Below are 15,751 nucleotides of genomic sequence, written 5' to 3' on the forward strand. Positions count from 1 at the left end.
ATCTCAAGGAGCTATCTCTTGAATAAACTGGCTAATTATATACCCAAGCAACCTGAAGATGCATGATTCAGCGTGCAGCCGAAAGGTACAGTTCAAGGAAAGGGAATGCGGGAATCTACCCACCTTTCAAATTATCCTGACGCAGAGCACAAAAAAGGGACGCCGAAGCGTCCCTTTTTCATCAGATTTTTGCGTATTAAGCACGGCGTGCCGGACGGCTGTGTCCACGCTCTCCGCGATAAGAGCCACGATTGTCGCCACCCCGGTTGCGGTCAAAGCGACGTTCGCCACCTTCACGGTTACCACTTTCACGGTGACCACCTTCACGGTTACCACCACCGAAATGACGTCCGTCACGACGGCCACCAGATGAGTTGCCATCACGACGACCACCACCACGTGATTCACGGAAGTCATTGAAATCACAAACAACTGCACCAACATTCTTCTGACGAATGCGCAGCTTGCTCAGCTTACGTGAAACATCTGAAGACATGGTTTTTGGCAGCTGGACAAATGTATGTTGAGGTGCCAGTTTGATTGCACCGATAGAACCTTTGGTTAAACCAAGTTCGTTTGCCAGTGCGCCAACGATATCTTTTACCTGAACGCCCTGCTCACGACCAACCTGCAGCTGGTAAGTTTCCCAGTCACCCTGCGCGAAAGTACGGCCTTTTTTGCCATCTCTGCCACCATTTTCTCTTCTTTCACGGCGACGCACTTTTTCACGCTCGATTTCCGCAATCATCGGATCTTCGCCGATGTAGAATAAAGGACGCTTACCCTGTTGACGTTTCAGTAACATCGCCGCCAGAGTTGCTGCATCGATATCCAGTTTCTCTCTGAGTGTTTCAACCAGAGATTCAAAACGATCCAACACTTTATGTTCTTTTTCGGCATCCAGTTCTTCGCTCAGTTTCACCAGACGCGCTTCTGCGACTTTGTCGCGGTGCGGCAGCTGAATTTCTTCCATTGAAGAACGGGTCACGCGCTCAATCGTCCGCAGCATGCGAATCTGATTGGTACGAACCAGCAGGATCGCTTTGCCTTTTCTTCCGGCACGACCGGTACGGCCAATCCGGTGAATATAAGATTCAACATCGAAAGGAATGTCGTAGTTAAATACATGAGTAATCCGTGGCACATCAAGACCACGCGCTACAACGTCGGTTGCAACCAGAATATCGGTGACGCCTTTTTTGATATGCTCAACCGTGCGCTCACGCAGCGACTGAGGGATATCACCGTGCAGCGCTGTCGCTTTAAAGCCACGGGAAGAGAGCCAGTCCGCCAAACGTTCCGTATCCTGACGGGTACGGACGAATACGATCGACGCATCCGTTTCTTCCGTTTCCAGCAGACGAGCCATCGCTTCATCTTTTTCTACGCCCTTCACCACCCAGAATTGCTGCTCAACTTTTTCAACAGTCTGGTTTGTGCCTGCCACATCAACTTTCGCCGGATCACGCAAAAAGCGCTCAACAATGTTTTTCACCATCGGTGGCATTGTTGCAGAGAACAGAACGCGCTGTGCTGATTCCGGTGCCTGCTCCATAATCCAGGTCACATCGTCAACAAAGCCCATTTTGAGCATTTCGTCCGCTTCATCCAGAACAAAAGTATGACACTCATCTAAATGCAGACGATCGCGGCTGATTAAATCTTTAACCCGGCCCGGCGTACCAACAACAATATGTGCGCCAGTTCTGAGTGCTCTCATTTGATCAACGATAGAAGCACCACCGTAGATTTCAAGCACCTTCAGGCCTTTGATGTTTTTACCCAGATTTTTGATTTCAGCAGCGACCTGAATTGCCAGTTCGCGGGTAGGCGCCATCACGATGGCTTGTGGTTTGTATTGATTCAGATCGAGTTTATTCAGTAAAGGCAAAGAAAACGCCGCGGTTTTACCCGTACCAGTCTGTGCTTTACCCAGTGCATCACGTCCTTCCAGCAGGTAAGGAATGGCTGCAGCCTGAATCGGCGTCGGGGAGACAAAACCCATTCCATCCAGAGCAGAAAGAATTTCGTCAGTTAAAGACAGATCGCGGAATTGAATTTGATTTTCTTGCATGGGGATCCCAGTCAGTAAAATAAATAACACATAGCCCCATACGCTTTACCCATTCTCACCCGGTTAAGGATAGATTCCTTTCTGTAGTTACTTAAGATTTAACTTCGTCTGAAAGCGGCAAGGGACATAAACAGGGTGCGGATTATTCCCTAAACGCATAAAAAAAGCCAGAAAAAATTGAAATTCATCACATATTTTTCGAAATTAAAGCGCCGGATATTCACTGTTTATCATAAAAATGACAAGAATCAATGCTAATTGCCAGTCCCGTATATACCCAAGCAACCTGAAGATGCAGGGTTCAGGTTGTTTGGGTATAAAACGCGTCTCTCCAATTCATCATCCGGTAACTGATACATCCGATGATAGTCAGGAACATGGATATACTTTCATCCAATTACCAGTTACTATGTGGCACAGTATAAAGAGTAGTAACAATACCCCAACTCAAACGCCCTGTATATCCAGTCTCATTTTGGGGCGGAATTTGGGGGAGATTTTGGGGAATGGCAGTTTCCCTATATAAGTCAAAGGTTTAATTTATAAAGATGTTTTCAGATAACCCGCTATTAGCCCAACTCAAACAACAAATTCAGGAAAATCTGCCTAAGAAAGAAGGCGTGATTAAAGCAACCGATAAAGGGTTCGGTTTTTTGGAAGTTGACAGTAAAACCAGCTTCTTTATTCCGCCACCGTATATGAAAAAATCAATGCACGGTGACAAAGTGGTTGCGATCATCCGTACGGAAAAAGAACGTGAAGTTGCTGAACCACAGGAGCTGCTTGAACCTTCTTTAACCCGCTTTATCGGCCGGGTAAAGCTCTATAAAGGAAAACTGAATGTTGCACCGGATCATCCGCAACTGAAAAAACAGCCATTAAAAGCAAAAGCAAAGAAAGGGGTGAATCCGGAACAGTTTGCGGAAGGGGACTGGGTTGTCGCCCACCTGACCCGCCACCCACTGAAAGGTGATAACGGCTTTTTCGTTGAAATCAGTGAGAAAATTACTGACGCGAATGACAAGATTGCGCCGTGGTGGGTGACGCTGGCAGAAAATGATTTACCGAATCATGAACCTGACGGCATTGAGAACTGGGAACAGAAAGATGATGCAGAACTGGCGCGGGTTGATCTGACAACAACACCCTTTGTCACCATCGATGGTGAATCGACCAAAGATATGGATGATGCTCTGTTTGCCAAACGTAAAGACAATGGTGACTTTGAGCTGACCATTGCGATTGCTGATCCAACAGCTTATATCACACCGGATGATTCAATGGATAAAGTGGCCCGTGAGCGCGGCTTTACCATTTATCTGCCGGGCCGCAACATTCCGATGCTGCCTCGTGAACTGGCCGATAACCTCTGTTCACTGATCGAAGGCGAAATCCGCCCGGCACTGTGCTGTACAGTGACAATCGCACAGGACGGCACCATTGGCGATGATATCAGTTTCTTTGCTGCCAATATCAAATCACACGCGCGGCTGGTTTACGATCATGTCTCCGACTGGCTGGAAAATGGGACTTCAGATGCCTGGTCGCCGGATGAAACCATCTCACAGGTGGTCCGTGACCTGTATGATATGTCGAAAGCCCGTTCCGGCTGGCGTGAAACCCACGCTGTCGTTTTCCCGGATCGCCCGGATTATCGTTTTGAGCTGAGCGAAGATAACGATGTGATTGCAATTCATGCAGATTTACGCCGCAGTGCAAACCGTCTGGTTGAAGAAGCGATGGTGACGGCCAACGTTTGCGCCGGAAAAATTCTGAAAGAAAGTTTCAATACCGGTGTCTTCAACACACACGCGGGCTTTAAACCGGAAAAAATCCAGGATGTGGTCGGGCTGGTGACAGAGCACGGTCTGGAAGGACAAACACCCGAAACCCTGGCAACGCTGGATGGCTTCTCTGCTTTACGTCGCTGGCTGGCCGCACAGGACACCATGTATCTGGATAACCGGGTGCGCAAATTCCAGAGTTACAGTGAGATCTGTAACCAGCCTGCGCAGCATTTCGCTATGGGGCTGGATGTTTACGCCACATGGACTTCTCCGATTCGTAAATATGGTGATATGATCAATCACCGTTTGCTGAAATCTCACATCATGGGCAAAGCACCGATTCAGACACCAGATGAACAGGTCGGCGAAGAATTGTCACTGCACCGCAAACATCATAAAATTGCAGAGCGCAACGTCAGTGACTGGCTGTATGCCCGCACACTGGCAGAAGAGCCGCAGAAACAGACACAATATCAGGCAGAAATTTTTGATATTAACCGGGCCGGACTCAGGGCCAGACTGCTGGAAAACGGCGCGACAATCTTTATTCCGGGCGCACTGATTCTCGATAATAAAGAGCGAATCAGCTGTAACGGCGATAGTGGTCAGGTGATGATCGATAACGATGTCATTTTCAGACTGGGCGATGTATTGCCGGTCGTATTGACAGAAGTTAATCAGGAAAACCGGAATATTGTGGCGAAACCCGTTGAAACTTTCGGTGAAACCAACGCAGAAAAAGTGACAGAGTAACAAATTTTTATCAGTTTACATGTCTGTTGACCCGGAGTGAATCCGGGTCTTTTTTTCTGCCCACACATTCTTCATTCTCAACCGCTCAAAATATTTCCTTTTGGAAAAATAAAGTCACTCTCGCAACTTCAACGCCCAGCTTTCGGATACTGGTCAGATTAAATACATGTCGCTCATCCTGCCGGTACAGCCAATCATCAAATGAAACTGTGGTTTCACTGTCTTCACCGTGTTTGAGCCGGAAATCATATTGCCAGCGTAACGCGTTTCCACTTTCCTGACCGGTGGCTACGCCAATAATATCATCAGCGGTTCCACGGTAACGGCCTTCCGGCAAACGTTGTATCGTCCATACCCGGGTCTCTTTTTCGCCATCATCGTAAACAAACTGCTCATCCAGCACCAGGGTATCGCCGTTAACTGTCCCCTGCAGAGATACATAAAACCGCCGGGTCTGTTTGTTGGTATAATCCTGCACCATGCCCCAGGCGAGTGTTTCTCCTTCAAAGTACTGAAACAGGTCAAAGGCCGGAGACCGGGACTGATAATCTTTCAGATCTGCCGAACATCCGAAAACAACCCATGCAAACAGAACCACGACTGCCCACTGAAGCTTTTTCATCCATCTTGCCCGGTTCATCCGGCGAACGGCTTTCCGTCTCACTGACTGCATCATCACACTCCTCCGATTAATTGTTGCCGAAGCCGCGGGTATTCCGTCTCAGGTGACAGCCAGATCGAAATAAACGCATTACTGAATAGCGGCTCTTTTATTTCCCCCAGAGACTGCCAGTCAGCCTGTGTTCTTTTACGGAAGAAAAAACCGCCCTGCTGATTGTGAATCACAAAGCTCAATTCATCCCCTTCACTGACGGAAGGATAAATTTCCGCCAATACTTTACTCCACTGCTCAATATCTGTTTGGGCGTATCCCAGATGAAGCCACTGTTCCTGCGTCGCTTCTAACAGATCTTCGGCATCAATTGAGCGGCGGTAAGTAATCTTCAGTACCAGATTTTGATCCACCGGTCGCTGATTCTCCTGATAGCGACCACTTTCACTCCGCAGTTCTGAGGTATACACATCAAACACAAACCAGCGTAATTCAGCCTTTCCCACCGCGGGCCACTGTTTCCAGTCTTTTACCCCGGCCCCTTGTCCGGCATCCGCTGCATGATCAATCATGTCACTGAGCTGTACCGTACCAGCAAAGGCTGTACCTGTATAAACAAACCCGCCACTAATCAGCAGACTGGCGACGCTCATCAACACATAAGCTGTCACTTTGGTCCGCATAAATTTTAAGTACTGCATAGATGATGACTCCCCATTCCAGCCAGAGAATACTTAACGTCAACGGCAGTGAGTAGCTAAACCCGACCGCACTGAGTTTCATCCCGGCATAGTAACTCGCCATGCCGGAACAGGCACCAGACATGATGACAAACGGCAATGGCCATTTTGTCAGGACAGGCACCAGATAGCCGCTATAACAGGCAAATGCAACCCACAACGCCGCAAGCCAGCCGGGAAATCCGGTGGTAGTAAAGACCAAAACACCAAATACAATATTCAGCCCATCGATCATCAGGCCCATCGCCAGCACCCGTCGTCCGGTTAACAGTACCGCTTTGCGGTATCGCCACAGCCATAACACGGCGATCACCAAAAATACCCACAACGCGTTTTGCCAGCGTGACTGTCCCAAGACAGCAAGCAGCCATACACCCTGAAAAATCAATGAGACCAGAATAAGCTCTGGCGTTTTAACCGGCTTCATTTTTGTTTCTCAAATGTCATTTGCACTGTACTGATCCCGCGGGATAAAAATCCGCCCTCACAGTAGCAAAGATAGTACCGCCACATCCGGATAAACGATTCGTCATAACCTAACGCTCTGACATCATCAAGACGCGATTCAAACCGCATCCGCCAGTGTTGAAGCGTTGTCGCATAGTCCAGACCAATATCCTCAATATCCCGCACCACCATCCGGCTGTACCGGGTCATCTGTGCCAGTAAGGCAGTCACCGAAGGAAGAAAACCACCGGGAAAAACATATTTCTGGATAAAATCCACATTGCGCGCATAATAATCCAGCCGCTGGTCAGCAATCGTGATCATTTGTATCGCCATCAGCCCGCCCGGTTTGACCAACGCATTACATTGCTCAATAAAAACTGGCAGATAAGCTTTGCCAACAGCTTCGATCATTTCAATAGAAACCAGCTTATCAAACTGTCCGATCAGGCAACGGTAATCCTGTTTGAGCAGCGTCACTTTATCTTCCAGTCCTGCGGCTTTAACCGCGGCTTTGGCATAATCATACTGCGCATCAGAAATCGTGGTCGTCGTGACCCGGCAGCCATAATGCTTTGCCATATAAACCGCCATCGCGCCCCACCCGCTGCCAATTTCAAGCACATGGTCACTTTTCTTCAGTTGCAACTGTTCACACAAGCGCCACATTTTATTTTCCTGTGCATCTTCGAGTGACGCTTTGTTGTGCAGAAAAATCCCGCTTGAATACAACATTTGTTTATCCAGAAACAGCTGGTACATCTCATTACCCAAATCATAGTGGGCGTGAATATTCTCTTTTGCCCGGGTGACAGAGTTATCTCTCAGCCAGTGCGCCACTTTATACAGCCGGGTCACCCACCATGACGATCGATCTTCAAATGCATCAAGGGCATTGAGATTTTCCGCCATCAGCTGCATGACAGCTGTCAGATCATCCGCTTCCCACCAGCCATCAATATAAGCTTCCGCAGCGGCAATGCTGCCGCCTTTCAAGACACGTTTGTATAAACCGGGATGATCCACATAAATATGGGCTTGCAAAGGTTGGTTGTGGGCATCACCAAATACAATCTGATCGCCGTGTCCGGACGGTGCAAAAGTCTCTTCAATGACCAGGGAGCCGGTCTGAATCTGCTCAAGACAACGAAAAAGAATTGCTTTAGCGCCGGAATCAGTTCCGGACATTGCCTTACCCGATATTAACGTCTCTGTCATATCACGCTCCTCCATGTTTTCGGGGATGGTCATACACCGGAGCACCTTTCCGCCACAAACGAAAGGCATGCCAGTAAATCCCCCATAATATTTTCAGTGAAACAATCGGTGTTTTTGCCAGTAAACTCAGAAATTTTTTATCCGAAAATTCAATGGCTTTCATATTCAGTGTTGCATCAAATACAGTTTGTTCCCGGATACATTCAAGATGCACCCGCAGTGTCCGGCCCGGTGCTTTCAGCCGCCAGCGGTAAGTCTGATCAACCGGGTTAAATGGCGACACATGAAATGCTTTGGGGTGACAAATATGTTGCGTGTCCTCAGAGCCGGTATCCAGCACATAATAATGTCGTTCATTCCATGGGGTATTACTGACTTCCGCCAGCATATACAGCCAGTGTCCCTGCCGGTCGAAAATATAGTAAAAATTCACCGGACTGAAATAGATACCAAGATAGCGTAACTGAATCAGTGCCATCACCTGCGTTTCTTCCGGTACAAGCGAAGCTCCGGCCTGCTGATTCACACAGGTAATCACTGCAGACTTCAGCGACCCGGTGCCCAGATAATCTTCCCGGCGGAATCTGGCCCAATGCCACCAGCGAAAACCAAATAACCGCAATTTGTCATTCAGGACAGGCAACTCATCGAGATCAATCCACGGCATAAATAACGGATTGTTCAACGCGTGCGCCACCGGTGTATGCCGTCGGTGTCTGACCCGTCCAATCATCAGCTGGCTGTTTAAGATTGTCATTATGCAGCTCCCTGTGAAACCTGTGCAGCCAGTTCATTCAGTCCACGGATGACATCCAGCGCACTCTTCACCCCGTCTTCGTGGAAACCGTTATACCAGTACGCGCCACAGAACCAGCTCCGGTTGCTCCCGCTGATCTCAGTCTTTCTCTGCTGGGCAGAGATTGCCGCAGCATTAAAGACAGGGTGATGATAGACAATACGCTTTAAAACTTTATCCGGATCAATCAGCGCGTCACTGTTGAGGCTGACACAAAAAGTTTCAGGTGCACGAATGTGCTGAAGAATATTCATATTATAAGTCAGCACCGGCCGTTCAGCTTCGTAAGACAGAAATTGTTCTGTCTTATCCGTTCCGATCCGGTAATTCCATGAGGCCCACGCCTCAGGCACCTGCGGTAACAGAGAAATATCCGTATGCAGTGTCACCTGATTGGCCTGATATGCCATTGAAGATAAGATTTCCTGCTCCGCCGGAGTCGCATCCTCCAGCATGTTTAATGCCTGATCACTGTGGCAGGCAAAAATCACCTCATCATATCTTTCCCGCGCCTGTCCTGTGACGACTTCAACATGCGTGGTGAATCGCCGGACCGATGTGACGGGGGAGTTCAGCCGGATACGATCTCTGAAGTGCTTTGTCAGTGGGTCAATGTATGAACGTGAGCCACCTTGAATCACATACCACTGCGGCCGGTCGGCCACGTCCAGCAGGCCGTGATTGAGGAAAAAACGTAAAAAAAAAGCCAGCGGTAAAGCCCGCATATCAGCAATAGTTGAAGACCAGATTGCCGCACCCATCGGCAATATATAATTGTCACTGAAATAAGCAGAAAAGCGATGCCGGCTGAGAAATTCTCCCAGTGTCAGCAACTCAGCTTCGGCCAGCCGGGTGCGGTAAAACTGTTTTGCCAGCCGGTTGAAGCGCAAAATCTCATAGATAAATGCATAAAATCCCGGACGGAATAGATTACGCTTCTGAGCAAACAGCGTCCGGATCGTGTGACCATTGTATTCCAGACCTGATATCTGATTACTGACGCTGAAACTCATCTCAGTCGGAACCCGCTCAACCTCTAATTCATCCATCAGCTGCATAAATTCCGGATAAGTTTTGTCATTACAGACAATAAATCCGGTATCGACCGCATAGTCATGACCGCCAAGGTTAACATCCACTGTGGCTGTGTGACCGCCGATATAATCACCGGCCTCATACACAGTGACCTCATGTTCACGGCAGAGGTGATACCCGCAGGTCAGTCCGGAAATGCCTGAACCAATAATTGCTATTTTCATCTTTCTTTCCTTATTTACGGGTCAGGTAACGGACAACCCATTGCTGAATGTCGTGCGGCAGCAGCCTGATCAAACGCAGCATACCGGTAAAAAGACGCGGAAAATAAATCCGGGACTTTCTCTTCGCCAGCGCCATGCGAATCGCTTTTGAAGCATCCTGCACGGAAATACACATCGGCATAGCGAACGTGTTTTTCTGTGTCAGCGGCGTATCGACAAAACCAGGAGAAATCAGTGAAATATCGATATCCTTGTGATGCCAGTCCAGCTGAAGTGCAGAGAGAAAGTAGTCAAGTGCAGCTTTTGATGCACCATAAGCTTCCGACCGGGGCAGCGGCACGACACTGGCGACAGAACTCACCACCGCAACATGGTTGCCGCTTCTCAGATAGCGCTGTGCCGCCTGCAAACAATGCAAGACGCCGAAGAAATTCACGTTCATCACCCGCCGGCACAGTTCGCTGTCTATCTGACCGTCATCAATATATTCACAATCACCGGCATTCAGAATCCATAAATCGGGCACAAATGACAGCTGTGCAAAAGCCGCTTCCGCTTCCTGCAGTTGTGTGACATCAAAACGCAATGTACGGATTCCCGGATGAGATTCTTTGAGTGCCTCAAGCCGCTGCTCATTTCTGCCGCATGCCACCACAGACCAGCCATCCTGCGCATAATCTGCGGCCAGCTGTTGTCCGATCCCTGATGTGGCGCCTGTAATTAATACCGTTTTCATTGGCTCAGCCTCTGCTTCAGTTGTTTCACAGCCCAGCCAACCAATGGCACATGCTCATAAACCATGCTGCCTAAATCGAAGTAATCGCGGTGATATTTCACCAGTCCGTCTGAAAACTGAATCTGACTCACTCCATGCACTTCTACCGGTTGCCCTTTATTGAGTCTTGTATTAATAAACACCATTTTCCAGGTGATAAAGCCAATATCCTGCTGTTGAAACTGCTCTTCGATGTAAAAATGGCACTCGCTCACATTCTCAAACAAATGCTCAAAATAGTTACGCAAAGAAGAGAGACCCAGAACACGGTGCGCCGGATCTTCAAACACAACCTCCGGATGATAGATTTCATCGAGAAGGTCCAGATGGAACTGATCCAGCTTTTGATACGTCCTGGAAAAATGCTGCACATCCATAATCGTTACCTGATTGCTACAGTTTAATTGTACAAAATAACAAATTGTACAACTTACCTATATAATTTAGTACAGTCTGAATAGTTATACAAATCAGATTTTGTATAAGTTTAAAACCGGTTCACTGAATAGTATTCTGATCGATGTACAAAACTTTGACTTTGATGTCCTCTTTCAGCGACTCCCCGTGCAGGGCCTGGTATAACGCATAGGTTGCCTGATAGCCGATATCAAACGGCAGCTGGGCAATATAGCCATGAAGCATGCCCTGCTTCAGCGCACTGATGATGTAGGTGTCCTGATCAAAGCCGATGTGAATTGCATCCCGGTATATATTTAACATTTCACGGGCCTGCAACACACCAATCGTTGTGGTGTCATTGGGTGTAAAAATGCCATTGACTTCTGCCGTCTGTAGCATTTTTTTGCCGGCCCTGGCCTTAGCATCCCCAATCCGGGTACCCAGATAACCGGAAATCATCACTTTTAAACCCGCTTTTCTGGCTTCCCGGACAAATCCGGCTTCTCTGGCATCGGTTGAAACCACGCCTTTTTGAAGACGAAACACCAGCACATTGCCACGCCCCCCTAATTTTTCGGCCATTTTCCGGGCCGCCAGTGCCCCGGCAACTTCATTATCAGTTTTCACTGAGATTAAACGGTCTCCACCGGTATCCCGATCAATATAAATAACCGGAATATTCTGCTGCTTTAACCTGGCCACATCCTGATTCCGGGATACATCCGATGGTGCAATAAGCACACCCCGGCAACGATACTTCTCCATCAGATTGTCCAGAATAAATTTTTGTCCTTTGGTATCGTTATCATTCACCGTTCCTCTGGCAAAAACGTCAATGCCCAGCTCCTTTCCCGCCAGCCGGGCGCCATTGATCATTTTGGACCAGAACTGCCGGCTGTCACTGCCGGAAACAACCATAGCGATACAGTTTTCTCCGGGTATGTTTTTTCCGGGCTTAGCCGCGTAACTACCCGGCACCCAGCTCAGCATGAATAACAGAATGATCGGTAAAAATTTCATCAGAATTCTTCGGGTTATAAGCAATACCTTTAGTATAGACAAGATAAAGTTAACCAGAAAAACAAGACCAAACGGCTCTGATTAAAAGCCGGCAATCAGCACCTTTCCCTGCGCCAGATGCCAGAACACCCGGAAAGAGAAAGACTTCATTGAACAGAAATACCTTAAACTGGCGGATGAAAACAAATAAGTCAAAGCACCAAACTTTCACTGACGGCCTGATAAAATTCTTCAATCGCGTTATTATTTTGGCCCGCCTGTCCCCAGTGCCAGACATCCTCAGTTTCAACCCGCAGATAGCCCATCTGCCAGTCGGGGAAAAGGCGTGTGTCCCGATAGCCTGATAACAGAATTTCCACATCAGAATGCCGGTCATCTGCTGAAATATTATGATAAAGCTGATCAATCGCGGCTTCATCCCCTTCAATATATTGATAAAAACCATTGAAATGTGAAATTAAATATCCGGTGATGCCAAACTGCTTATTTTTCTCTCTGGATACTTCAAGAATGTCATGTACATTCACTTCCGCTAAGTTCGCTGTACTGGAATAAAGTAAATATTTGCAGGTCATTTATTTTTCTTCCTTTCATACATCATAGAATCAGCCTGATGAATGGTATCGAACAAGCTGGCGTTGGTATTTAAATGATGACCAACACTGAATGACATCTGATATTTTTCGATACATGTCTGATTTTGAACTCTCGATATCATGTCTTCAATCTCGATATCATCACGCAGGATAATGACAATGAACTCATCACCACCATATCTGAAAATTAAATCAGTCAGCCGGAAAGACTGTTTCAGTGCTTTGGCAAAGTTAACGATCATCTCATTGCCATATTCATGGCCAAATTTATCATTGGCCAGCTTCATGTTATCGATATCAAAAAAATATAAACTGAACTCTTTATGATTTAATTCATTTTCCAGTGTTTTCAGGTAGTTAAAATTAAACATTCCCGTAAGATGATCGGTATAACAGACGTGATGTTCCATCCGGACCAAAACAGATAATAATTCCAGATACCTTTCAATTAATACCTGAAAATCTTCTTTTTCTGCTATATGAGACGCAATCAGATCTTTCAATACGTCGGTAACAATATTGAATTTAGAAATAATCCCTTCATTAAAAAGCGCAGGAATATTATCCAGATAAGAAGCTTTTCTTCCGGAGATAAAAAATTCTTTTACTTCATGGCAGAATATTTTTTTCTTTATTTCAAAATCATTACTCATCGGCCAGAAACATATTAAACAGTTATAAACAGCAATAACATATGGGTCATCAATAGCTAAAATATAGTCAAAGCTATATACCCAAACAACCTGAAGATGCAGGGTTCAGTGAGATTTGTCTGGCTTTGAGACAAGGCACTGATTTGAAGACAGAGTCATTCTACGTTGAAAATCAGTCACGCCGTATCAGAGCCAGACAAACTCACCCGAAGGGCGTGAGCTGAATCATGCATCTTCAGGTTGCCTGGGTATACAAGTGTGTGAATAAAACCTCAAAGAATATGTTGACATTGATAACTCACCATCCGGACTCCCTGAAAGCGGCACCAGCGATGCCGCTTTGTCATCAGGATGTCAACACAAACACAGCGATTAACGTGCTTTCACTCTGAGCACCCGCAAATTTCTGCCACTGGCTGAAGCATTTACCACATCCTGAATTCTGAATGCTACCAGCTCATCGTAGTCAAAATAGCCTTTGGTCGTGACTTTCACCGTTTTGCTGGTTTCGCCCGGCTTGAAAATCAGATAAGAACCGGAGAGGGTAAAATCAGTATCTTTTTCCGCATCTCCGGCGATTGGTTTAACACTGGCCTTCACCTGATAAGCAGATGCCCGGTTTAGTTTCACGGTCAGCGAGACTGTTTTACCCCGCTCTGCGGCAGAAATCAGCTGATCAAAATAAATGATGGTATCTGCTGATTCCGCATCAGCATTCCAGCCGGTTGACGTTCCCGGATAATAAGCATAAACACCCAGATCCTGCCCGTTATCTCCCGCATTCTTCGCCGGACTATTCGACTTGAGCCTGAAATCATCCGAACCATAGAAAAGCGGATTGACAGAAAGGCCACCGCTTTCACTGACATTGTTCTGAAAAGCAGCCACGGTGATATCTGATCCGGGATACGTTGAACCACCGCTCTCAGTTGCCGAAGGTATGCCACCAAACTGAATCGACTGACTTTTTCCTGCGGTATACCACAGGTTATTTTTGAACACGTGCGGACCATTGTTACGGGCTGCATCGGTATAAATCAGATTATATTTTGTATTGTTGTAGGTAATATTGTTGCGAAACTCATCCTGTTTCGACTTATGAATCGTAAACCCGACGGTATTCTTATAAGCGACATTACCAATCCAGCGGGCCTTTTCTGTCCAGCCGGTTGAAGTGTAGTAAGCGGTCATATAACCGGATGTCATTCCGACTGAGATGTTTTCCTGAATCAGATTTTTCTTACAGCGGGATTCATTAAAGACATTGCCGCTACCGTCCCTGCCGTAGTTTCTTAAGATCACATTGTTACTACCGTCCCGGTCAAGCCAGATATGGTGATAGACATCTTCTGCATGGTTAAAGGCAACCACATTGTTCCCGTCTGACATATCCTGTACATCAATCGCACGGGAATACAGATACGACCCGCCCCAGCTGCGCAATTTACCTTTGAAGGTTTTAAATGTGTTCTGACACACCAGATTCTGCTGAGATTTCTGCGAATTGATGCCGACACCATCCCCATAAATATTTTCAAAGTAGTTATTACAAACCACGTTATTGGATGAATTAAACAGACCAACCACATGGTTGCCGTTCCATTTGCCCACCTCTTTATTACCCAGGTCAATAAAACGGTTGTTCGTCACCACATTATTGTTACCGGCAGACACGTATATCGTCGACAGCCCTTTGGTATAGCCTTTAAATTGAAAACCTTCGATCCAGATATAGTTTTTGCCGGATAAATTAAATAACGGCGTGACATCGGAAATATATGACGGATATTTCACCGTGACAGTTCCCGTTCCCGGCCAGGGCCGGAACACAATGTAGCTGCCCTCTTTTCCTGAATTTGCCGGAGTAATATCGTTTTCAGAATAAGTGCCGCCGTGAACCAGCACAGTCGTGCCGGCAGTAGCGACTTTCGCGACTTTGGTCAGTGTCCGGTATGGTTTCGATTTCGTCCCGTTGCCCTGATAATCACTGCCGTCATTGGAGACATAAACTGGATGAGAGAAATCCGGTGTAACATCGGCTGTTCCTGCATAGGTGATCGTCCCGGATGAAGGCTTCAGAATCACCCGGTCAAGCTGTGCACCATATTCACGCCGTTGTATATAAAGTGTGTGTGTCCCTGCAGAAACACTGCTAAAAGTTGTTGGCTGTAAAGTCTGCCACGCAGAATAAGTTTGATTGTTCTGGACCTGCCAGCCTGACGAATCCAGTTTGTAATAAAAAGAGTCATCGCCGGTGTCCGGCAGTTTGACCCGGATCTGAAATGCCACATCAGCGCTGTCTGTCAGTGAAAATTTCACCGCCACCAGTCCGCTGCTGCTGTTGCTGGCTGACTTCAGCACCTGATCACCATTATCCGCCCAGACAATATATTTCCCACCGGAAGCGGATATATCAGATTTGACCGAAAAAGGGGAAAACTGAGACTGACCGGAAAAGTTTTCCAGCTCGACATTGAGCGAATTTGCCCCGGCCAGTGACGGATAGCCGCAAAGCATCAGACTCCCGGCAACCAGCCATGAAGCCAGCCGTTGTTTATTATTCATACCTTTGTATCCTTCTATTTATTCTCTTGTAAATTGATATACCCAAGCAACCTGAA

General features: G+C 47.0%; 14 protein-coding genes. 1 reads left to right on the plus strand and 13 read right to left on the minus strand.

Annotation, left to right across the window (positions count from 1 at the left end):
• Nucleotides 1-196: 196 nt before the first annotated feature.
• Nucleotides 197-2,074 (minus strand): DEAD/DEAH box helicase, encoded by a 1,878-nt coding sequence (locus OC443_RS23630; protein ID WP_073582787.1) that lies wholly within the window; start codon nt 2,072-2,074, stop codon nt 197-199.
• Between the two features lie 548 nt (nt 2,075-2,622).
• Between OC443_RS23630 and rnb the strand changes: the two genes are divergently transcribed.
• A complete protein-coding gene (gene rnb, locus OC443_RS23635; RefSeq protein WP_073582785.1) occupies nt 2,623-4,614 on the plus strand; it encodes an exoribonuclease II in 1,992 nt (663 codons plus the stop codon).
• 85 nt (nt 4,615-4,699) lie between these two features.
• On the opposite strand, the gene OC443_RS23640 is transcribed toward rnb, so the two are convergent.
• From OC443_RS23640 to OC443_RS23695, 12 genes are all read right to left on the minus strand, one after another.
• Complete coding sequence (locus OC443_RS23640; protein ID WP_073582911.1) at nt 4,700-5,236, minus strand: DUF3833 domain-containing protein; 537 nt, start codon at nt 5,234-5,236, stop codon at nt 4,700-4,702.
• A 53-nt stretch (nt 5,237-5,289) separates the two neighbouring features.
• Nucleotides 5,290-5,928, minus strand: coding sequence for a chalcone isomerase family protein (locus OC443_RS23645; RefSeq protein ID WP_262021763.1), 639 nt, complete (start codon nt 5,926-5,928; stop codon nt 5,290-5,292).
• Nucleotides 5,855-6,394 carry a DUF2878 domain-containing protein gene (locus OC443_RS23650; RefSeq protein WP_073584053.1) on the minus strand — a complete coding sequence of 180 codons (540 nt, stop codon included), beginning with the start codon at nt 6,392-6,394 and terminating at the stop codon, nt 5,855-5,857. The genes OC443_RS23645 and OC443_RS23650 overlap by 74 nt, the downstream gene beginning before the upstream one ends.
• Nucleotides 6,391-7,632, minus strand: coding sequence for an SAM-dependent methyltransferase (locus tag OC443_RS23655; RefSeq protein WP_073584055.1), 1,242 nt, complete (start codon nt 7,630-7,632; stop codon nt 6,391-6,393). The genes OC443_RS23650 and OC443_RS23655 overlap by 4 nt, the downstream gene beginning before the upstream one ends.
• Nucleotide 7,633: 1 nt before the next feature.
• Nucleotides 7,634-8,389 carry a DUF1365 domain-containing protein gene (locus OC443_RS23660; RefSeq protein ID WP_073584057.1) on the minus strand — a complete coding sequence of 252 codons (756 nt, stop codon included), beginning with the start codon at nt 8,387-8,389 and terminating at the stop codon, nt 7,634-7,636.
• Nucleotides 8,389-9,687 (minus strand): NAD(P)/FAD-dependent oxidoreductase, encoded by a 1,299-nt coding sequence (locus tag OC443_RS23665; RefSeq protein ID WP_073584059.1) that lies wholly within the window; start codon nt 9,685-9,687, stop codon nt 8,389-8,391. Before OC443_RS23665 ends, OC443_RS23660 begins: the two co-directional genes overlap by 1 nt.
• A gap of 10 nt (nt 9,688-9,697) precedes the next feature.
• The gene (locus OC443_RS23670) at nt 9,698-10,423 is read right to left on the minus strand and encodes an SDR family NAD(P)-dependent oxidoreductase (RefSeq protein WP_073584061.1); all 726 of its coding nucleotides are present in this window, start codon (nt 10,421-10,423) and stop codon (nt 9,698-9,700) included.
• On the minus strand, nt 10,420-10,839 hold the full coding sequence (locus tag OC443_RS23675) for a nuclear transport factor 2 family protein (protein ID WP_073584063.1): 420 nt from the start codon (nt 10,837-10,839) through the stop codon (nt 10,420-10,422). The genes OC443_RS23670 and OC443_RS23675 overlap by 4 nt, the downstream gene beginning before the upstream one ends.
• 121 nt (nt 10,840-10,960) lie before the next feature.
• Complete coding sequence (locus tag OC443_RS23680) at nt 10,961-11,881, minus strand: substrate-binding domain-containing protein (protein WP_083601659.1); 921 nt, start codon at nt 11,879-11,881, stop codon at nt 10,961-10,963.
• 191 nt (nt 11,882-12,072) lie between these two features.
• Nucleotides 12,073-12,456, minus strand: a complete 384-nt coding sequence (locus tag OC443_RS23685; protein ID WP_073584065.1) for a BLUF domain-containing protein — start codon at nt 12,454-12,456, stop codon at nt 12,073-12,075.
• Complete coding sequence (locus OC443_RS23690) at nt 12,453-13,130, minus strand: GGDEF domain-containing protein (RefSeq protein WP_073584067.1); 678 nt, start codon at nt 13,128-13,130, stop codon at nt 12,453-12,455. Before OC443_RS23690 ends, OC443_RS23685 begins: the two co-directional genes overlap by 4 nt.
• 372 nt (nt 13,131-13,502) lie before the next feature.
• Nucleotides 13,503-15,695: a DUF1565 domain-containing protein gene (locus OC443_RS23695; RefSeq protein ID WP_073584069.1), complete on the minus strand. Its 2,193-nt coding sequence runs from the start codon at nt 15,693-15,695 to the stop codon at nt 13,503-13,505.
• Nucleotides 15,696-15,751: the final 56 nt, after the last annotated feature.

Source organism: Vibrio quintilis (genome assembly GCF_024529975.1).
In the GTDB taxonomy this organism is placed as follows: domain Bacteria; phylum Pseudomonadota; class Gammaproteobacteria; order Enterobacterales; family Vibrionaceae; genus Vibrio; species Vibrio quintilis.